This window comes from Lysobacter panacisoli, assembly GCF_009765165.1.
GTDB lineage: Bacteria > Pseudomonadota > Gammaproteobacteria > Xanthomonadales > Xanthomonadaceae > Lysobacter_J > Lysobacter_J panacisoli.
This window is the reverse complement of record NZ_VLNU01000001.1, coordinates 1419140-1436157: the sequence shown is the minus strand read 5'-3', so window position 1 is coordinate 1436157 and position 17018 is coordinate 1419140. Positions and strand designations below refer to the sequence as shown.

The 17018-nt window shown below is 68.9% G+C and carries 18 protein-coding genes; 4 read left to right on the top strand and 14 right to left on the bottom strand.

The genetic code is table 11. The annotated features are described in order from the left end of the window. Positions 1 to 2: 2 nt before the first annotated feature. Positions 3 to 1139, top strand: a complete 1137-nt coding sequence (locus FOF45_RS06865; RefSeq protein WP_158983301.1) for a fatty acid desaturase family protein — start codon at positions 3 to 5, stop codon at positions 1137 to 1139. Positions 1140 to 1246: 107 nt separating this feature from the next. Here the strand turns inward: FOF45_RS06865 and FOF45_RS06860 are convergent, their stop codons facing one another. From FOF45_RS06860 to FOF45_RS06850, 3 genes are all read right to left on the bottom strand, one after another. Further along, positions 1247 to 2317 carry a patatin-like phospholipase family protein gene (locus tag FOF45_RS06860; RefSeq protein WP_158983299.1) on the bottom strand — a complete coding sequence of 357 codons (1071 nt, stop codon included), beginning with the start codon at positions 2315 to 2317 and terminating at the stop codon, positions 1247 to 1249. A 109-nt stretch (positions 2318 to 2426) separates the two neighbouring features. Next, on the bottom strand, positions 2427 to 2849 hold the full coding sequence (locus tag FOF45_RS06855) for a DUF3052 family protein (protein ID WP_158983297.1): 423 nt from the start codon (positions 2847 to 2849) through the stop codon (positions 2427 to 2429). Positions 2850 to 2856: 7 nt separating this feature from the next. After that, complete coding sequence (locus FOF45_RS06850; RefSeq protein WP_158983295.1) at positions 2857 to 3876, bottom strand: TIGR00266 family protein; 1020 nt, start codon at positions 3874 to 3876, stop codon at positions 2857 to 2859. 160 nt (positions 3877 to 4036) lie between these two features. Here FOF45_RS06850 and FOF45_RS06845 point away from each other — a divergent pair, with 160 nt between their 5' ends. Further along, positions 4037 to 4636 (top strand): hypothetical protein, encoded by a 600-nt coding sequence (locus FOF45_RS06845; RefSeq protein ID WP_199244447.1) that lies wholly within the window; start codon positions 4037 to 4039, stop codon positions 4634 to 4636. A gap of 10 nt (positions 4637 to 4646) precedes the next feature. On the opposite strand, the gene FOF45_RS06840 is transcribed toward FOF45_RS06845, so the two are convergent. From FOF45_RS06840 to FOF45_RS06820, 5 genes are all read right to left on the bottom strand, one after another. After that, the gene (locus FOF45_RS06840) at positions 4647 to 5339 is read right to left on the bottom strand and encodes an aspartate/glutamate racemase family protein (RefSeq protein ID WP_158983293.1); all 693 of its coding nucleotides are present in this window, start codon (positions 5337 to 5339) and stop codon (positions 4647 to 4649) included. Positions 5340 to 5349: 10 nt separating this feature from the next. Further along, positions 5350 to 6072 (bottom strand): ABC transporter ATP-binding protein, encoded by a 723-nt coding sequence (locus FOF45_RS06835; RefSeq protein WP_158983291.1) that lies wholly within the window; start codon positions 6070 to 6072, stop codon positions 5350 to 5352. Further along, positions 6069 to 7139 (bottom strand): hypothetical protein, encoded by a 1071-nt coding sequence (locus FOF45_RS06830; RefSeq protein WP_233264075.1) that lies wholly within the window; start codon positions 7137 to 7139, stop codon positions 6069 to 6071. The genes FOF45_RS06835 and FOF45_RS06830 overlap by 4 nt, the downstream gene beginning before the upstream one ends. Then, positions 7063 to 8727: a M28 family metallopeptidase gene (locus FOF45_RS06825; protein ID WP_158983287.1), complete on the bottom strand. Its 1665-nt coding sequence runs from the start codon at positions 8725 to 8727 to the stop codon at positions 7063 to 7065. The genes FOF45_RS06830 and FOF45_RS06825 overlap by 77 nt, the downstream gene beginning before the upstream one ends. Before the next feature lie 75 nt (positions 8728 to 8802). Continuing rightward, positions 8803 to 9582 carry a rhomboid family intramembrane serine protease gene (locus FOF45_RS06820; RefSeq protein ID WP_158983285.1) on the bottom strand — a complete coding sequence of 260 codons (780 nt, stop codon included), beginning with the start codon at positions 9580 to 9582 and terminating at the stop codon, positions 8803 to 8805. A 110-nt stretch (positions 9583 to 9692) separates the two neighbouring features. Here FOF45_RS06820 and FOF45_RS06815 point away from each other — a divergent pair, with 110 nt between their 5' ends. Then, positions 9693 to 10862: a class I SAM-dependent rRNA methyltransferase gene (locus tag FOF45_RS06815; protein ID WP_158983283.1), complete on the top strand. Its 1170-nt coding sequence runs from the start codon at positions 9693 to 9695 to the stop codon at positions 10860 to 10862. Between the two features lie 103 nt (positions 10863 to 10965). Further along, the gene (locus FOF45_RS06810) at positions 10966 to 12522 is read left to right on the top strand and encodes a DNA recombination protein RmuC (RefSeq protein ID WP_233264074.1); all 1557 of its coding nucleotides are present in this window, start codon (positions 10966 to 10968) and stop codon (positions 12520 to 12522) included. 82 nt (positions 12523 to 12604) lie between these two features. On the opposite strand, the gene FOF45_RS06805 is transcribed toward FOF45_RS06810, so the two are convergent. The 6 genes from FOF45_RS06805 to FOF45_RS06780 all read right to left on the bottom strand — a co-directional run bounded on the left by FOF45_RS06805 (position 12605) and on the right by FOF45_RS06780 (position 16921). After that, positions 12605 to 13606, bottom strand: coding sequence for an MlaA family lipoprotein (locus FOF45_RS06805; RefSeq protein WP_158987300.1), 1002 nt, complete (start codon positions 13604 to 13606; stop codon positions 12605 to 12607). A 241-nt stretch (positions 13607 to 13847) separates the two neighbouring features. After that, positions 13848 to 14117 carry an anti-sigma B factor antagonist gene (locus tag FOF45_RS06800; protein ID WP_158983281.1) on the bottom strand — a complete coding sequence of 90 codons (270 nt, stop codon included), beginning with the start codon at positions 14115 to 14117 and terminating at the stop codon, positions 13848 to 13850. Between the two features lie 2 nt (positions 14118 to 14119). Beyond that, positions 14120 to 14791 (bottom strand): MlaC/ttg2D family ABC transporter substrate-binding protein, encoded by a 672-nt coding sequence (locus FOF45_RS06795; protein ID WP_158983279.1) that lies wholly within the window; start codon positions 14789 to 14791, stop codon positions 14120 to 14122. Between the two features lie 2 nt (positions 14792 to 14793). Further along, a complete protein-coding gene (gene mlaD / locus FOF45_RS06790; protein WP_158983277.1) occupies positions 14794 to 15348 on the bottom strand; it encodes an outer membrane lipid asymmetry maintenance protein MlaD in 555 nt (184 codons plus the stop codon). Positions 15349 to 15383: 35 nt separating this feature from the next. Then, entirely contained in the window at positions 15384 to 16133 is a 750-nt protein-coding gene (locus tag FOF45_RS06785; RefSeq protein WP_158983275.1) for an MlaE family lipid ABC transporter permease subunit, read from the bottom strand. Beyond that, on the bottom strand, positions 16133 to 16921 hold the full coding sequence (locus tag FOF45_RS06780) for an ABC transporter ATP-binding protein (protein ID WP_158983273.1): 789 nt from the start codon (positions 16919 to 16921) through the stop codon (positions 16133 to 16135). Before FOF45_RS06780 ends, FOF45_RS06785 begins: the two co-directional genes overlap by 1 nt. Positions 16922 to 17018: the final 97 nt, after the last annotated feature.

The window sequence follows — 17018 nt, the reverse complement described above, 5'->3', positions numbered from 1 at the left end:
CAATGAGCTCCCGCATCCGCAATCGTGCACTGACGCCGGCCGAACTCGACCGTTTCGGCGAGGAACTCGACGCCCTGCGCGCGCGCACGGTCGCCACCCTCGGCCAGCGCGACGCCAACTACATCCGCCGAATCGTCGCGTGGGTGCGCTGGACCGAAGTCGCCGGTCGCGTGCTGCTGTATGTCGGCGCGTTCTCGCTGCTGTTCGCGCCGGCGCTGCTGTGGCCGCTGTGCGCGCTCGGCGCGCTGGTGCTGGGCCTGTCCAAGATCCTCGAGAACATGGAACTGGGCCACAACGTCATCCACGGCCAGTACGACTGGATGCGCGACCCGCACCTGGACGGCAAGACCTACGAGTGGGACATCGTCGGCACCGCCGATGCGTGGCGCAGGACGCACAACTACAAGCACCACACGTACACCAACGTGCGCGGCATGGACGACGACATCGGCTATGGCCTGCTGCGCATCTTCCCGGAGCAGCGCTGGCGTCCGTTCTATCTGGCGCAGCCGGTGATCGCGGTGGTCTTCGCGATCCTGTTCGAGTGGGGCGTGGCGATCCAGGACCTCAAGCTCGGCCGCTGGATCGCGGGCAAGACCACGCACAGGCAGATGTGGCGCAAGTTCGTGCCGGTCGGCCGCAAGATGGCGCGGCAGATCGTGAAGGACTACGTGGTGTTCCCGCTCCTGGCCGGTCCGTTCTTCCTGCCGGTGCTGCTGGGCAACGTGGTTGCGAACATCCTGCGCAACCTGTGGACGTACATGATCATCTTCTGCGGACATTTCACCGCGGACGTGGAGACGTTCCCGAAGGAATCGGTGCGCAACGAGTCGCGCGGCCACTGGTACCTGCGCCAACTGCGCGGTTCGTCCAACATCGGCGGCGGCCGCCTGATCGACGTGCTCTCGGGCAACCTGAGCCATCAGATCGAGCACCACTTCTATCCGGACGTGCCGGCCAACCGCTACGCGCAGATGGCACCGGAAGTGCGCGACATCTGTGCGCGCTACGGCCAGCACTACAACACCGGTTCGTTGCCGAAGCAGTTCGGCCAGGTGATCTGGCGCATCCTGCGCCACGCGTTCCCGAGCCGTCCGCGCAAGACGGCGCCGCTGGTGCTGAGCTCCGACGCGGCGTGATCCGGATCGGTAGCCCGGGTAAGGCCGAAGGCCGCACCCGGGAGCTGTCGAGCCATCAACCCGGGTGCGCTGCGCTTACCCGGGCTACGGACGTGACCGCCTGACGATCAGGGCGTCGCGATGGCGCCCTGGTTGGCCAGCGCCTCGCACTGCGGATCGCGGCGCAGCTTCGACATCCACTTCTTGTCGGACTCGGCGCACTGCGCCTGCAGCTTCGCCTGTTCGGCGGCGCGATCGGCGGCGCGGCGCGCAGCCACAGCCTCGTCGACACGTGCCTTCTGCCACTGCGCGACCTTCGCACGGATCTGCGGCATCGCCGCCAGTGCGGCGCGCTCGCCTTCCATGATCGCGTTGTTGCGCTGCTCGAAATCGGCCGGGCCGATCTCGTTGACGCTCGGCCGGATCACCACGTCCGCACGCGCAAGTTCGAGCGCGCCGAGCTTCTGGCCCATGATGGTGATCGACTGGTTGATGTTGCCAAGCACGCTGCCGGGGTTCTTCCCGCTGGCCTTGCTGGAGATGTCCACGGCGATGACGATGTCCGCGCCGAGCTGGCGCGCCGCGTCGACCGGCACCGGACTGACCACGCCGCCGTCGACGTAGTGGTACTTGCCGATCGGCACCGCCTCGAACACGCCCGGGATGCTGCTCGACGCACGCACCGCCTGGCCGGTGTTGCCGCGCACGAACACCGTGCGTTCGCCGGTTTCCAGCTGGGTGGCGACCGCCGCGAACGGCCGGCGCATGCGCTCGATCGACTTGCCGCCGACGAGCTGGTTCACATAGTCCTGCAGCTTCTGGCCCTTAACGAGGCCGCCAGAAAACAGGCTGACGTCGCGGATCGACGCTTCGTCCAGCGCGAACGCCTGCTTCTGCATCGCGAACGAATCCATGCCGCTGGCATACAGCGCACCGACCACGCTGCCGGCGCTGGTGCCCGACACGACCTCCGGCTGGAAGCCGTTGGCCTCCAGCATCTTGATCACGCCGATGTGGGCGAAGCCCTTCGCCGCGCCGCCGCCCAGTGCGATGCCGATGCGCACCTTCGGCGCCGCCACCGGCGGTGTCACCACGGTCGTCGTCGGCAAGGTCGGCTTGACGGCTTCGCCGCCACAGGCGGCCAGCGCAACGGCGAGCGAAGCCAGGAGCAGGGGGCGGAGCGAACGAAGCGATGTCATGGTCGGCGGGACGCGATGGAGTGGTGGTCGATCAGCGGCGCAGCATACACGCGCCCGGAGCGCCGGTTGCGGCGCGCCATCGCGGACCATCGCGCGGCTTCGGCGGCGTTCATCCGGCGGGAGAGGGCCCACGCAGGGCCTTGCGTACCACGAGCTTGAGACCTGACCACACCTCGTCCACCGCGCACACTTTCACGTCGACAAAGCCCAGCGGAAGGGCGATTTCGCGGACGGTGTCCTCGGTGATGTCGGTGGGGACCTTCGCCGACTTCTTCGGCCAGGACACCCAGACCACCGCATCCGCCGCCAGTACGCGGCGGCAGTCGGCCAGGGCCACGGCCAGCGTCGCGCGGTCGCGGCAGAACAGATGCACCAGGTCCACCGCGCCCATCAAGCGCGGCGCGAAGCGTAAACCGCGCGGAAGCGGCGCGAGGATGTCCGCGTAATGCGCCGGCGCCGCCAGCGTCCACACGGTCATCCCCTCGCGCAGGCCGAGCTTCTTCGCCAGCGGCGTGCCGGAGTAGCCGCTCATCGTGCGATCAGAAGCTGTTGTCGCCGTCGAGGATGCGACCCAGGCCGCCGAGCACCGAACCTTCGCCACGCGCCTGTCCACCACCTTGCGGCGCCGCGGCCAGCATGCGGCCGGCCATGCGCGAGAACGGCAGCGACTGCAGCCACACCTTGCCCGGGCCGGTCAGCGTCGCGAGGAACACGCCTTCGCCGCCGAACAGCATGCTCTTGATGCCGCCGACCGGGCGCACGTCCATCGACACGCTGTCGTGGAAGGCCATCACGCAGCCGGTGTCGACGTCCAGGCGTTCGCCCGCGCGCAGTTCGCGCTCGATCACCGTGCCGCCGGCGTGCACGAATACCCAGCCGTCGCCTTCGAGCTTCTGCATGATGAAGCCTTCGCCGCCGAACAGGCCGGTGAGGATCTTGCGCTGCAGGAAGATGCCGACCGACACGCCGCGCGCACCGGCCAGGAAGCTGTCCTTCTGGCAGATCAGGCGACCGCCGTGCTCGTCCAGCTTCATCGCCATCACCGTGCCCGGATACGGTGCGGCGAACGCGACGCGCGCCTTGCCGCTGCCGGTGTGGGTGAACATCGTCGTGAACAGGCTCTCGCCGGTGAGCACGCGCTTGCCGGCGGAGAAGATCTTGTCCATCAGGCCGCCGCCCTGCCCCGTGTGGCGTCCGTCGCCGAACACGGTGTCCATCTGGATCGCGGCGTCCTTGTACATCATCGCGCCGGCTTCGGCGATCGCGCTTTCGCCGGGATCGAGTTCCACTTCGACGAACTGCATGTCGTTGCCGACGATGCGGTAATCGATGTCGTCGCTGCGGCTGCGCCCGCTCGGCGGCGGTGGCGGCGTGTGCATCTGCGCCGCACCGCTGGCCTCGGCGAATTCGGGCTGCGACTTCACCGCCTGCCAGCCGGACAGGCCTTCGCGCCAGCACAGGTGGTCGGGATGCTGGCGCGCGTACGTCTGCGCGGCCTCGGGGTCGAGCGGTCCGACGCGCTGCGAGTTGCCGGCGGAAACGAAGTACCACTGGGTCATGGCGAGGTCCTGCGTGGGGTCGAGCCCGCGAGTGTAACGACGGTGCGTGGCACCGCATCGGCTGGAGGTCATTGGCGCGCACGCGTCCATGAGGTTTGGCACTGCCGCGCCCGGTCACCGCGCGCTGTACTGCCGCGACGGACACCACCGTGGAGGCCCCATGCGGACCGGCTGCGCTGTTCTCGTGATACTGCTCGTCGCGCACGGCATCGCCGCCGCCGCGCCATCGTCGACCGCCCTGCCCCCCGGTTACAGCACCGCGCGCACCGGCAACGTCGGCGATTTCGATTACTTCGCCGGCGCATGGACCACGCACCAGCGGCGCCTCAAGGCGCGCGGCGTGGGCAGCGACGCGTGGGAGGAATTCCCCGCAACGCTGTGCATGCAGCCGCACCTGGATGGCGTGGCGACGGTGGACGAGCTGTACTTCCCGACCAAGGGCTGGGCGGGTCTGACCGTACGGACCTTCGATCGTGCGAAGCGGCAGTGGTCGATCTACTGGGTGAGCAGCGAGCGCGGTGTGCTCGAACCGCCAGTGGTGGGCGGCTTCGACGGTACCCGCGGTGAGTTCTATGGCGAGGACCGCGACGGCGATCGACCAGTGAAGGTGCGCTACCGCTGGGACAAGCGCGATGCCGACCACGCGCGCTGGGAACAGGCGTTCTCCTACGACGGCCGCACGTGGGAGACCAACTGGACCGCCGATTTCACCCGCGGCGATACCGCCGCACTCTGCCGCGACGGACGACCGAAGCGCTGATCCCGCGTGCTTACGCCAGCGCCGCCAGCGCCGCGTGGCGCGCATGCAGTGTCGTCGTGTCGAACAGCGGCACGTCCGCATCGCCATCGCCGATCAGCAGGCCGATCTCCGTGCAGCCCAGGATCACGCCCTGCGCGCCGCGTGCGACGAGCGAGGCGATGATGCGCCGGTACTGCTCGCGCGATTCCTCGCGGATGACACCCAAGCACAGTTCGTCGTAGATCACGCGATGCACGATGTCGCGTTCGCTGGCATCGGGAACCAGCACCTCCAGCCCGTGCCGTTCGGCGAGGCGCTGGCGGTAGAAATCCTGCTCCATCGTGAAACGTGTGCCGAGCAGGCCGACGCGCTGCAGACCCGCGCGACGAATCTCCTCGCCGGTGGGATCGGCGATGTGCAGCAACGGCAGGCCGCTCGCGCCTTCCACTGCGCCGGCAACCTTGTGCATGGTGTTGGTGCAGATCACCAGCAGCTCCGCGCCGCCGGCCTTGAGTGCGCGCGCCGCGCCGGCGAGCACTTCGCCGGCCGCATCCCAGTCGCCGGCGTGCTGCAGCCTTTCGATCTGCGCGAAATCGACGCTGTACAGAAGCAGGCGCGCCGAGTGCAGCCCGCCGAGCTGTTCCTTCACCGTCTGGTTGATCAGCCGGTAGTACGGAACCGTGGATTCCCAGCTCATGCCACCGATCAGGCCCAGCGTCTTCATGGCGAACTCCTCAGGCCATCGCCTCGATCATCGCCCGCTCCAGCGAACGATCCGGATGCGCGCGGATCGCGTCCAGGTCGTGCCGCGACCAGTCGCGACGGATGCGGCCGTCGACCATCAGCATCGCACGGTCGATGAAGCGTTCCGCGATGTCCAGCGAATGGGTCGCCAGCAGCACCGTCGCGCCGTGCTCGCCGCACAGGCGGCGCAGGTGTTCCTTGAGTGCGTACGCACTGAGCGGATCGAGGCCGTTGAGCGGTTCGTCGAGGATCAGCAATGGGGGCTCGCCGAGCAGCCCGAGCACGATGCCGACCTTCTGTCGCGTCCCGAGCGAACACTGGCCGACCCACCGATCCAGCACAGGCGTCAGTGCCAGCGCGTCGCACAGTGCGAGCGTGGACGGCGGAATCGCGGGCAGGCCGCGCGCATCGGTAAAGAGCTTCATGCACTCGCGCACGCTGAGCAGCGCCGGCAGGCGGGATGGATCGATCGACAGGCCGAGCCGATGCCTGGCGCGCAGTGGCTCGATCCGCAGGTCCGCATCACCGACGAGGATGCGGCCGCTGTCGGCCGCGACCACGCCGGCGAGGCAGTGCAGCAGCGTCGTCTTTCCCGCGCCGTTGGGTCCGATCAGCGCCGCGAACTCGCCCGGCGCCAGGGACAGCTCGACGCCGCGCAGGATCGGCTGGCGATCTACGCTGTAATGCAGGCCTTCGACATGCAGCGCTTTCATGCGTGGGGGTTCCTCAATGCATGCGACATCCGCCATGCCGATGGCGCGCACACGACCGCGAGCGCGATTGCCCACGCCAGCAGGCGAATCCATGAGAACCCGAGCAGCAGATTTCCGACGAATGCAGTCGCCGTCGCGCATGCGAGCGCGATCAGCGGGTAGCGCAGCAGGGCCTTGCGCGCGGCCGACGCGTCCATCGGCGTCGCGCGCAGCAACTGGAGCGCCTCGACTGCGGCTTGCAGGGAGACGCGCAACGCGAGACTCGCCCACAGCCACGGCACGACCATCAGCAGCACGCCCGCCGCGAGCATCAGTCCCATCCGGTCCGGCAACAGCACCAGCATCGCGCCGACCAGCCAGAAATGCCCGCCCTGCCCCAGCCGCCACTGCAGCACGACGGCGCGGCGCTGCCACTGCAACACCGCCGACAGCGGCGCCGACGTGTTGAGCGTGAAGGCGGGTTCGCGCCGACCTGCCCGCTGCTCGGGAAGCGCGCGTGCAGGGCGCAGCGCGCGCCACAGCGCCAGCGCCATCCCGGCGCCGACGCCGGTCGCGCACGGCACGAACGATCCGGACACGAACGCGCGGGAATCGAACCACGCGAACGCCACAATCGCGCACCAGACGGCAATACCCGCCAGCAGATGACCAAGCGCGACCACGAAGAGCGTGCCACGCGCGCGCGTCGTTGAGATCGGCAACGCCGCGAACCAGCCCGTGCGCAGTTCCGCCGCGAGCAACAACAACCGCCGCGAAGCGAGCGTGCCGACGATCAGTGCGATGAGCACCGCACTCGGGCCCGGCAACGCCGCGGCCACGCGCAGCAGCGCGGACGCCGTGCCGGTCAGCGACAGCAGGGCTGCGACGCCGCACAGCGCCGCCACCCACGCCGCGCCCTCGCGCACGGAAGGCCGCGACCGCAGCAACGTGCGCCCGCGCTGGTCGAACCACGGATGCAGCGCGGGCAGGCTCAACCGGAGCATCCGGCCCTTACTGGCTCGCCGGCTTGCGGCCGAACTTCTCGCCGAAGAAATCGCCTGCATTCCACTGAGGACGCTGCGGAGCATCGGCGATCAGCCGTCCGATGCGCGCGTTGAGCTTCGCCAGTCGCGCGGCGTCGCCGTAGTGGATCGGCTGGCTGAGGTCGTCGCCCGGCTGGTGGTAGCGCTGGCCCAGGAACTCGTCCTGGATCGCCTTCGCGTCGCCGTCCACGCCCTTGTAGCCGCCATCGAGATACACCGCCGGCACGCCCGCGCGGATGAAGGCGTACTGGTCGCTGCGCACGAACACCACTTCCTCCGGCGACGGATCCGGCGACAGCTCGACGCCGATCTCCTTCGCCGCCTGCGCGACCAGCGGCTGCAGGCTCGAATGCTCCAGGCCGATCGGCACGACGTCCTTCGTCGGCGCCAGCAGCATCGGCATGTCCATGTTGACGTTTGCGACCATCGCCTCGCGCGGCACCGTCGGATTGCGCGCGAACCACTCCGCGCCGAGCAGGCCCTTCTCCTCCGCGGTCACCGCCACGAACAGCAGCGAGCGCTGCGTCGGCGCCGGGTCGTGGGCGAGGCGGTTGGCGGCCTCCAGCATCACCGCGATGCCGAGTGCGTTGTCGAGCGCGCCGTTGTAGATCGCGTCGCCGTTCACCGGCGTACCGATGCCGACGTGGTCCAGGTGCGCGCTGAATATGACGAACTCGTTCTTCTTCGCCGCGTCGCCGCCGTCGAGCCGCGCGACGACGTTGCGCGATTCCACCGGTGTGATCGCCGTACGCGCGGCCAGGCGCACCGTACCGGGCAGGTCGAACGCGCGCAGTTTGCCGTCGCGCATGGCCTGGAACAGCTGCTTGGCGTCATGGCCCGGCACGTCGAGCAGCGCGCCGGCGCTGGCGGCGCTGACGAACGCGCTCGCGCGCAGCTGCGGCCAGGTATCGATGCCCTTGCCGTCTTCGCCACGCAGGCGCATCGCCGGGCGGTTCCAGTTGCGCGCGCCGCGCGCCCACGGCGACTGCTTCTCGTCGTCGTCGGTCTGGATCATGACCAGGCCGATCGCGCCGCGCCGCACCAGCTCCTCGGCCTTGGTCCGGCGCGAGGAATAGAACGCACGGCGGTCGTTGTCGAACTTCGCCGGCGCGCCGTTGAAGGCGACCGCGATCTTGCCCTTCACGTCGACACCGGCGAAATCGTCATGGCCGAGTTCCGGCGCATGCACGCCCTGCCCCACGAACACCGCCGGCGCTTCGACGCGGGCGTCGGCTTCGTTGAAGTTGGTGCCGGGCAGGAACTCGTCGCGGAACGCGAGCGTGCGGGTCTTGCCGTCGCGCGTCACTGCCAGTTCGTTGCCTTCGGCCTGGGTCACGCCACGCAGCATCGGCACGCGCTGGAAATAGCTGCCGTCGTCGCCGGCCGGCGCCAGGCCCGTCGCGCGGAAGCGCTGGGCCACGTACAGCGAGGCCAGGTCGTAGCCGCGCGTGCCGGCCTCACGGCCTTCGAGCAGGTCGTCGGCGAGGAAGCGCACGTCGGATTCGATACGGCGCGCGTCGGCGCTGGCGCTGGCGTCGTAGGTTTCCTTTGCCGGTGTGGCGGCGGTCGGCGGCGCTTCGCGCTGGCAGGCGGCCAGCAGGAGGGCAAGGCTGAGCAGCGTCAGGTGGCGCATGGGTGGTCCCGGCTCGGTCGAAAGCCGGGACGCTAGCACTGTTGGCGGCCGCTGCCAGTGTCGTTGGTGGGGCCGTCAGCGCTCGTCACGGGGCGGGAAGCGCACCACCACGCCACGCGCGCGCTCTGGGCGGTTCCACAGCACCGGCACATCGCGCGGGCGCGGGGGCTCGAACTGGTCGTGCTCCAACTCCGCGTTGAGCGGGACCATCGACTCCTCCTCGTCCTCCCAGCTGTAGCGCTTGCGGGGCGGCAGCGGGTCGGTGCGGCGCAGCAGCCACGCGGCGACCACGCCCGCGACCGCACCGCCCAGGTGCGCCTGCCAGGACACGCCCGGCTCGCGCGGCAGGATCGTCAGCAGCATGCCGCCGTAGAACATGAAGGCGAGCATCGCGGCGGCGATGCTGGCGCGGTCGCGGCGAAGCAGGCCCAAGACGAACACCAGGAACATCAGCCCGTGGGTGATGCCGCTGGCGCCCAGATGGCGGGTGCCCGGATCGCCGAGCAGCCACGCGCCCAGGCCCGAGCCCAGCCACAGCAGCGGCAGCGCCCGCACGGTCGCGCGCGGGTAGAGCCCCAGCGCCAGCGTGCCCAGCATCAGTAGCGCGATCGAATTGGCGGCGACGTGCTCGAACGAGCCGTGCAGCAGCGGCGCGGTCAGCACGCCGAGCAGCCCTTCGACGGACCACGGCTGCACGGTCCACGGGCTCACGTCGAAGTGCCCTTGCGCGCTGAATACGGCCACCAGCAGCAGCACGAAGGCCAGGCTGAGGTTGAACGCGCGCAGCCAGCGGCGTTTGTCGGCCGAGCGCTGGGCCGGGGTATCGGGTACGGCTTCGGGCGTGGGCAGGTGCATGAGAGGCAGATTGCGCCCTCCCCGCGCGAAAACAAGCCGCCCGGCGCGGGCCTGAATGTCCCAATGGTGGGCTTCCGCGGCTGGCGGGCCATCGCACGTAAAATGTCGCGATGAACGCCCCCCTCCCCGCCGTACGCCTCAAGAACGCCTGGAAATCCACCCACCCCTGGATCTTCCAGCGCCTCGTCGACAAACCTGCCCAGCGGCCCAAGCCCGGCGCCATCGTCGACGTCTACGGCGTCGAAGGCGACTGGATCGGCCGTGGTTTCTACAACGGCCACTCGCGCATCGCCGTGCGCATCCTCGAAACCGATCCCGAGGTCGAGGTCGACGCCGGCTGGTTCGCGCGCAAGATCGCCGCGGCTGTGTCGCTGCGTCGCGACGTGCTCAAGCTCGATGCGATCAGCGATGCTTGGCGCGTGGTGCACAGCGAAGGCGACGGCCTGTCCGGCCTGGTCGTGGACCGCTACGGCGATCTGCTGGTGGTCGAGTTCTTCAGCGCCGGCATGTTCCGCCATCGCGAGTGGATCTACGACGCACTCAAGCAGCAGTTCCCGGGCTGCCGTTTCTACAGCTTCGCCGACGAACACGTGCAGAAGCAGGAAAGCTTCGATTTCCGCGGCAGCGAACCGGTGCAGCCGGCGGTCATCACCGAGTACGGCGTGAAGTTCCGCGCCGATCCGGCCGGCGCGCACAAGACCGGCTTCTTCGCCGACCAGCGCGAGAACCGCGAATGGCTGTCGCAGCAGGTCGAAGGCAAGCGCGTGCTCGACCTGTGCTGCAACACCGGCGGTTTCGCCGTGTATTCGTCCGTGCGCGGCGCCGACGAGGTCATCGGCGTGGACATCGACGCGGACGTGATCGAGATCGCCAAGGCCAACGCGAAGCTCAACAACGTGCGCCCGCGCTTCGTGCAGGCCGACATCTTCCCGTGGCTGCGCGACGCTGGCATCCGCGGCGACCAGTACGACGTGGTGATCCTCGACCCGGCCAAGATGACGCGCGACCGCGAGCAGATCATCCCGGCGCTGAAGAAGTACCTGGACATGAACAAGCTCGCGCTCGGCGTGGTCAAGCCGGGCGGACTGTTCGCGACGTTCTCGTGCACCGGTCTGGTCAGCGAGGAACAGTTCCTCGACATGCTGCGCCGCGCCGCCTACTACGCCGGCCGCACCGTGCAGGTGCTGAAGGTGTCCGGCGCCGGCGCCGATCATCCGTGGCTGGCGCAGGTGCAGGAATCTCGCTACCTCAAGGCGGTGTTCTGCCGCGTGCTCGACTGAGCGCGCGGCACGTTCGCACTCTCCAGCACGCACGCGTCTCACCACCTGAGACGCGTGTCGATACACTGGACGCCAGCATCAACGGCGAATAGAGGCGGCATCCTTGGACACAGCGATCTACGTGGCGGCAGCCGCCATCGTGCTCATGCTGGCCTGGGTCGGCTGGTTGCTGCTGCGCCTGGGCGGCCGACAGGGCGGCGACACTCCGCACGCCGAGCTGGCCAGCCTGCGCGAGATGGAACGCGAGAAGGCGATCGAACTCGGCGCGCTGCGCGTGCGCCTGTCCGAGCGCGAGGCCGGCCTCGACGCCAGCGCGCGCGAGGTCGCGCGCCTCAACGGCGAACTCGAACAAGCCCAGTTGCGGGCCGAACGACACACCACGGCCAGCGCCGAACTGTCGGCCGGACTGCGCGCGAAGGACGCCGAGCTGCTCGATGCGCAGTCGCGCCTCGCTGCCGATCGCGACGAACTGGCGCGCATGCGCAGCGAGCTGCTGCAGTTGCGCGAACGCCAGGCCCAGACCGAAGCGAACCTGGTCCACGCGGAACAGGCAAAGGCCGAGGTCAAGGGCTTCCTCGAACACGCGCAGTCGAAGCTCTCGGCGACGTTCGCCGAACTCGCCGGCAAGACCTTCGAGGAGCGTGGTGCGCAGTTCGAGAGCAACGTGCGCACCGCGACGCAGCAGTCGAAGTCCGACATCGAAACACTGCTCAAGCCGTTCGCGGACCAGCTCAACGCATTCCGCTCCCGCGTCGACACGGTGTACGGCGAAGAAGCGAAGGAGCGTGCGGCGCTGGCCGGCGCGGTGAACGAGCTGAAGACGTTGAACCAGGACATGGCGACGCAGGCCTCTGCCCTGTCGCGCGCGCTCAAGGGCAGCGCCAAGGTCCGTGGCGACTGGGGCGAACTGATGCTGGAAAGCGTGTTGCGCGGTTCCGGGCTGGAAGAAGGCACGCACTACGAACGACAGGCCACCAGCGAGGACGACGAAGGCCGTAAGCTGCGCCCGGACGTGGTGGTGCGCCTGCCGGGCGATCGCCGCATCGTGGTCGACAGCAAGGTCAACCTGATCGACTGGCAGCAGGCGATGAACGCCGAGACGCCGGAAGAGCACGAAGACGCGCTGCGTCGCCACGCGGTCGCGCTGCGCCAGCACATGAAGGACCTGGCTGACAAGAACTACCCGCGCGCCGTCGGCGATTCCGCGCTGGAGGTCACCGTCGCTTTCGTGCCGATCGAAGGCGCGCTGTCGGCCGCGCTGGGTTCCGATGCGCAACTGCAGACCGATGCGTTCGCGCGCGGCATCGTGTTCGCCTCGCCCAATACGCTGATGGCGGTGTTGCGCGTGATCGAGCGCTTGTGGACGCGCGACAAGGTCCAGCGCCAGGCCATCGAGATCAGCAAGGCCGGCGGACTGGTCCTGGATGCGCTGCAGAGCTTCGTGACGGAGTTCGACGTGGTCGGTCGCAAGCTCACCGATGCGCATACCGCGTTCACCGATGCGCGCAGCAAGCTGTCCGAGTCCAAGCACGCGGTCATCCCGCGCGCGCAGCGACTGGTCGAGCTGGGCGTGAAGGGAAAGAAGGTGCTTTCGGCGGAACTGACACCGGACGAGCCGGAGTTGCCGCTGCCGCTGGAGCGGCCGGCCTCGAACGACTGATCCGCGGGCGCCCTGCCCCGGAACGCAGCGATAAAAAAAGCCCCGGCATTGCCGGGGCTTTTTCGTTACTCGTTCGTAGCGCTCAACCGCCGTCGGTCGGCATCACCGGCATCGCGTCGACCGGCACCTGCGGATTGGTGTCGTCGCGCAGGTAATCCGGCAGCGAGTCGTCGTCTTCCTTCATGCGGTCGCCGAAGATCTGGTAATCGCGGCGCTGGATCCATGCATCGCGCACCAGTGCGTAATCGTCCTCCGCACCTTCGCGGAAGCTGTCGGTGGCGAGCAGCTGCGAGCGCACGTCGACCAGCTGCAGACCCTGCAGCGGGATGCGCGTCTTGTCGGCCTCGATCTGGCGGATCGGACTCAGCGGCGCATCGCCGACCATGCCGAAGGTGTCGCGCAGCGTGCGCGGGCCGAACAATGGCAACTCGAAGTAACGTGACTTCTTCCAGCCCCACGTGCCGAGCGTCTGGCCGAAGTCCTCGCTCTTGTTCGGCAGCTTGGCGTCGGAGGCCGGATCGAAGATGCCGCCGATACCCAGCGTCGAATTGAGCAGGAAGCGGCCCATCGACTGCCCGGCCTGCTTGGGCTTGCCCTGCAGCAGCGCGTTGATCGCCGAGACCGGCTGGCCGAGGTTGTTGAAGAAGTTGCTCACACCCAGGCGGAACGGACGCGGCACGACCTTCACGTAGCCGCGCGCGAGCGGTCGCGCGACGGTGCGGTCGACCGCGTTGTTGAAGCGGTGCATCTGCCGGTTGTAGCGCTCCCAGGGGTCGTAGCTCTTGGGCGTCGACACGGGCTCGGGCAGGTTCGGATCGCCGTAGTCCTGCTCGGCGCCGTAGATCGCGTCGTAGTCGCGCTCGGCCTGCGTGCGCGTGTCTTCCGGCGGCGCAGGCGGGCTCGGTTCGGGCTCCGTCGGCGGCACTGGCGTCGGCGGGATATCGGTCGGCCGCGGCGCATCGGGCGGCAGCGGTTCGACCGGCGTCGGCTGTTCCGGGGGCGGCGCAACCGGCGTTTCAGGCGTGGGCTGCGTCGTCGTGGGCGTTTCCGGCGTACGCGGCGTGGTCTCGCCGTCCAACGTCATCTTCGCGCACTCGCGCACCTTGGCCGCGTCCTGCCCGGCTTCCTTCATGCAGCGCTCGAAGGCCTCGCGCTGCTGGCCCGACAACGGACGAACGAGGATCTGCGCGTCGCCGATCAGCGGCACGCTGGCGAGCACGAACGCGAGTAGGGGTGCGTGGGGGCGCATGGTCGCAGTGTAAGGGGCTCGGGGGGCGCCCGGCCGCGCCGCATGCGGCCACGACCGGAACGGAGTGTCGCCAGGATCAGCCGGCGAACGCGAGATTGCGGTCGAGGCGGTATGCGGTACGCAGTTCGGCCAGGCCGGAAGGCTCGCCGACGACTTCGGCGATGCCCAGGCGTTCGCACAACTCGGCCAGCAGGGCCAGGCCGGCGCTGTCGACGGTGTCCACGGCGGTCAGGTCGAGCCGGCGCGCCGACGCGTTGCGGACCTGCGGCCACAGCGCGACGACACAGGCGCGATCGAGCGCGCCTGCGAAGGCGAGGGTGTCGCCGTCCTGGCGTACCGTGGCCATGATCAGTTGCTGGCCGCTTCGGCCTGCAGCTTGCCGGCCTTGATGTCGGCCGCGACCTGCGGAATCGACTTCTGCTTCAGCGGTGCATCGAACTGGTTGCGGAAGGTCTGCACGAAGCTGACGCCTTCCACCATCACGTCGAACACCTTCCACTGCGTGCCGACCTTGCGCATCAGGTAGTCGACCGGCACCGGCTCGTTGCCCTGGCGCAGGTATTCGCTGGACACCTTCACGATCGCGCCACCGCGCAGCGGGGTTTCAGACTTCACCCGGACCTTGAGCTTGCTGTTGAGGTCCAGCAGCGAGGAGCCGTAGCGCTGCATCAGGCTGTCGGCCAGCGCATCGGCGAAGACCTTCACGTCGGCGTCCGACGCGCCGCGAGCGTGCACGCCCAGCACCATGCGCGCGGAGTAGTCGCGGTCGAACATGTTGTTGAACTCGCTGGCGACGAACTCGCGCAGCGCGGCCCGGTTCTGGGTGAACTCGGCGCGGCGCGACTCCAGCGTCGCCAGGATGCGGGTGCTGTTGCTCAGCACCAGCTGGCTCGGCGAGCCGGCCGGGGCGGTGGTCGCGGCGGCGGCGGGCGCGGTCTGCGCGAGCACGGCGGCCGGGGCGGCCACGGCCAGCGCGGCGGCGATCAGGAGGGTCAGCGAACGGTGGGGAGTACGCGTCATGGTTACTTGGTCTCGTCCTTGGGGGCGGCTTCGCCCTGGAGGTAGTCGGGAACATCGGCCTGGCCGGCGCCCTGCGCGGCATTGTCGGCAGGCTTGGCGCCACCGCCGCTGAACATGTACTTGCCCACCAGCTGGATCAGGTCCACGGCCGACTGGGTCAGGTAGATCTCGTCGCCCGGCTTCAGGTTCTCCGGGTCGCCGCCCGGCGCCAGGTTCAGGTAGCTCTCGCCGAGCAGGCCGCTGGTCAGGATGCTGGCCGCGGTGTCGGCGGGCAGCTTGTCGTAGCGCTTGTTCACGGCCAGGGTCACAACGGTGTCGAACTTGACGGGATCTACGTCGATCCGGGCGACATGTCCGATCGACACGCCACCGATCTTGATCGGGGCGTTGGGTCGAAGTGCGCCGATCGTCGAGAAACGTGCGGTCAATTCGTAGGTATCGCCACCCATGCCCCAGCGCCCGTTGGTGGAGGCCAGCGCGAGTACGAGGAGGGAGGCGAGCGCCAGCAGGAGGAAGGCGCCGACGGCGAATTCGATACGGGGAGCGCGGGAACTCATGCGGGGATTCCTGGAAGTCGCCTTACTGATCAGTCTTACTGGAACAGGAAAGCGGACATGACGAAGTTGAACATCAGCACCAGCAGCGAAGCGTTGACCACGGCGCGGGTCGTCGCGACCGACGTGCCCTCGATGGTCGGCTCGGCGTGGAAGCCCACGTAGGCCGCCACCAGCGCCGCCGTGCCGCCGAACACCGCCGACTTCACGAAGGCCATCACGAAGTCGTCGACGAAATCGACGCTGTCGCGCAGCACCTGCCAGAACGTGCCGTTGTCCAGGCCGATCACGTGGACCGATTCGAAGTAGCTGGCGGTGATCGCGAGGCTGCAGAAGAAACCGGTCAGCAGCGGCACGCACAGCACCGCCGCCCAGAAGCGCGGCGCGACGGCCTTGCCGACCGGGTCGATGGCCATCAGGCCCAGCGCGGTGATCTGGTCGGTGGCGCGCATCAGGCCCAGTTCGGCGGCGATCGAGCTGCCGGCGCGGCCGATGAAGAGCAGGGCGGTCAGGACCGGGCCGAGTTCGCGGTAAAGACCCAGGCCGAGCAGGGCGCTGACCTGGGCCGTCGCGCCGTACGTTTCGAGCGCGCGATAGCCCAGCAGCGTCACCGAAAGGCCGACGAAGGCGCCGCCAACAGCGATGATCGGAAGCGAACGTGCACCGATCTTGTAGATCTCGCGGATCAGCTCACGCCAGAAGTCGGCGGTCGGCCTGGAGGCGCGCAGGACCGACAGCGAGAACAGGCCGGCGCGGCCCAGCGAACGGGTGGCGGCGACGAAAGGCATCAGGCGGCCTCCGGAGTGCGCGGTGCGGCATCGAATGCGATGGGACCGTCCGGTTCGCCCTTGAGGAACTGGCGCACCAGCGGATCGTCGCTGGTTTCCAGCTGAGCCGGCGTGCCGGAAAAGACGATCGCGCCATTGGCGATCACGATGGCGTGGTCGGCGACGGGCAGGGTTTCGTGCACGTGGTGGGTCACCACGATGCTGGTCAGGCCGAGGGTGTCGTTGAGGCGGCGCACCAGGTCCATCACCACGCCGGAGGCGATCGGGTCCAGGCCGGTGAGCGGCTCGTCGTAGATCATCAGCGGCGGATCCAGTGCCAGCGCGCGCGCCAGCGCGACGCGACGGGCCATGCCGCCGGACAGCTCGCGCGGGAAAGCGTCCGCGGCGGCGCGCAGGCCGACCGCGTGCAGCTTCATCAGCACCAGCCGGCGGATCACCGCGTCGGGCAGGTTCGTGTGCGCGCGCAGGGGCAGGGCGACGTTCTCGGCCGCGGTGAGGTCGGTCAGCAGGCCGTTGCCCTGCAGCAGCACGCCGATCCCCTTGCGCAGTTCGAGCAGCGCGCGACGGCCCTGCGGCACCGGCTGGCCGAGCACTTCGACCGTGCCCGACGCCGGCGTGAGTTCACCGGTCAGCGCCGAGAGCAGGGTGGACTTGCCGCTGCCCGACGGACCGAGCACCGCGACGATGCTTCCGCGTGGCACGTCCAGGTTGATGTCGCGCAGCACGGTGCGTCCGCCACGATCGAGGCGGAGTTGGCTGAGCCGGACGATGGGACCTTCTTGGGTCATGCGCGCTGGACGTAGGCAACCGGGCTGCCGGAACGAAGTGCGGCAGCTTGGCCGGAGGTGGCTGAACGGGAACCGGAAGACGACATTGTGGCAGGTT

What these genes read in the sequence shown, in the direction of transcription:
- FOF45_RS06855 (WP_158983297.1), bottom strand. Translation starts at nt 2,849, where the DNA reads ATGAGCGGCTACTCCGGCACGCCGCTGGCGAAGAAGCTCGGCCTGCGC.
- FOF45_RS06815 (WP_158983283.1), top strand. Translation starts at nt 9,693, where the DNA reads ATGAACGCCCCCCTCCCCGCCGTACGCCTCAAGAACGCCTGGAAATCC.
- FOF45_RS06865 (WP_158983301.1), top strand. Translation starts at nt 3, where the DNA reads ATGAGCTCCCGCATCCGCAATCGTGCACTGACGCCGGCCGAACTCGAC.
- FOF45_RS06845 (WP_199244447.1), top strand. Translation starts at nt 4,037, where the DNA reads ATGCGGACCGGCTGCGCTGTTCTCGTGATACTGCTCGTCGCGCACGGC.
- FOF45_RS06780 (WP_158983273.1), bottom strand. Translation starts at nt 16,921, where the DNA reads ATGACCCAAGAAGGTCCCATCGTCCGGCTCAGCCAACTCCGCCTCGAT.
- FOF45_RS06825 (WP_158983287.1), bottom strand. Translation starts at nt 8,727, where the DNA reads ATGCGCCACCTGACGCTGCTCAGCCTTGCCCTCCTGCTGGCCGCCTGC.
- FOF45_RS06830 (WP_233264075.1), bottom strand. Translation starts at nt 7,139, where the DNA reads ATGCTCCGCAGCGTCCTCAGTGGAATGCAGGCGATTTCTTCGGCGAGA.
- FOF45_RS06805 (WP_158987300.1), bottom strand. Translation starts at nt 13,606, where the DNA reads ATGACGTTGGACGGCGAGACCACGCCGCGTACGCCGGAAACGCCCACG.
- FOF45_RS06800 (WP_158983281.1), bottom strand. Translation starts at nt 14,117, where the DNA reads ATGGCCACGGTACGCCAGGACGGCGACACCCTCGCCTTCGCAGGCGCG.
- FOF45_RS06795 (WP_158983279.1), bottom strand. Translation starts at nt 14,791, where the DNA reads ATGACGCGTACTCCCCACCGTTCGCTGACCCTCCTGATCGCCGCCGCG.
- mlaD (WP_158983277.1), bottom strand. Translation starts at nt 15,348, where the DNA reads ATGAGTTCCCGCGCTCCCCGTATCGAATTCGCCGTCGGCGCCTTCCTC.
- FOF45_RS06840 (WP_158983293.1), bottom strand. Translation starts at nt 5,339, where the DNA reads ATGAAGACGCTGGGCCTGATCGGTGGCATGAGCTGGGAATCCACGGTT.
- FOF45_RS06860 (WP_158983299.1), bottom strand. Translation starts at nt 2,317, where the DNA reads ATGACATCGCTTCGTTCGCTCCGCCCCCTGCTCCTGGCTTCGCTCGCC.
- FOF45_RS06820 (WP_158983285.1), bottom strand. Translation starts at nt 9,582, where the DNA reads ATGCACCTGCCCACGCCCGAAGCCGTACCCGATACCCCGGCCCAGCGC.
- FOF45_RS06850 (WP_158983295.1), bottom strand. Translation starts at nt 3,876, where the DNA reads ATGACCCAGTGGTACTTCGTTTCCGCCGGCAACTCGCAGCGCGTCGGA.
- FOF45_RS06785 (WP_158983275.1), bottom strand. Translation starts at nt 16,133, where the DNA reads ATGCCTTTCGTCGCCGCCACCCGTTCGCTGGGCCGCGCCGGCCTGTTC.
- FOF45_RS06835 (WP_158983291.1), bottom strand. Translation starts at nt 6,072, where the DNA reads ATGAAAGCGCTGCATGTCGAAGGCCTGCATTACAGCGTAGATCGCCAG.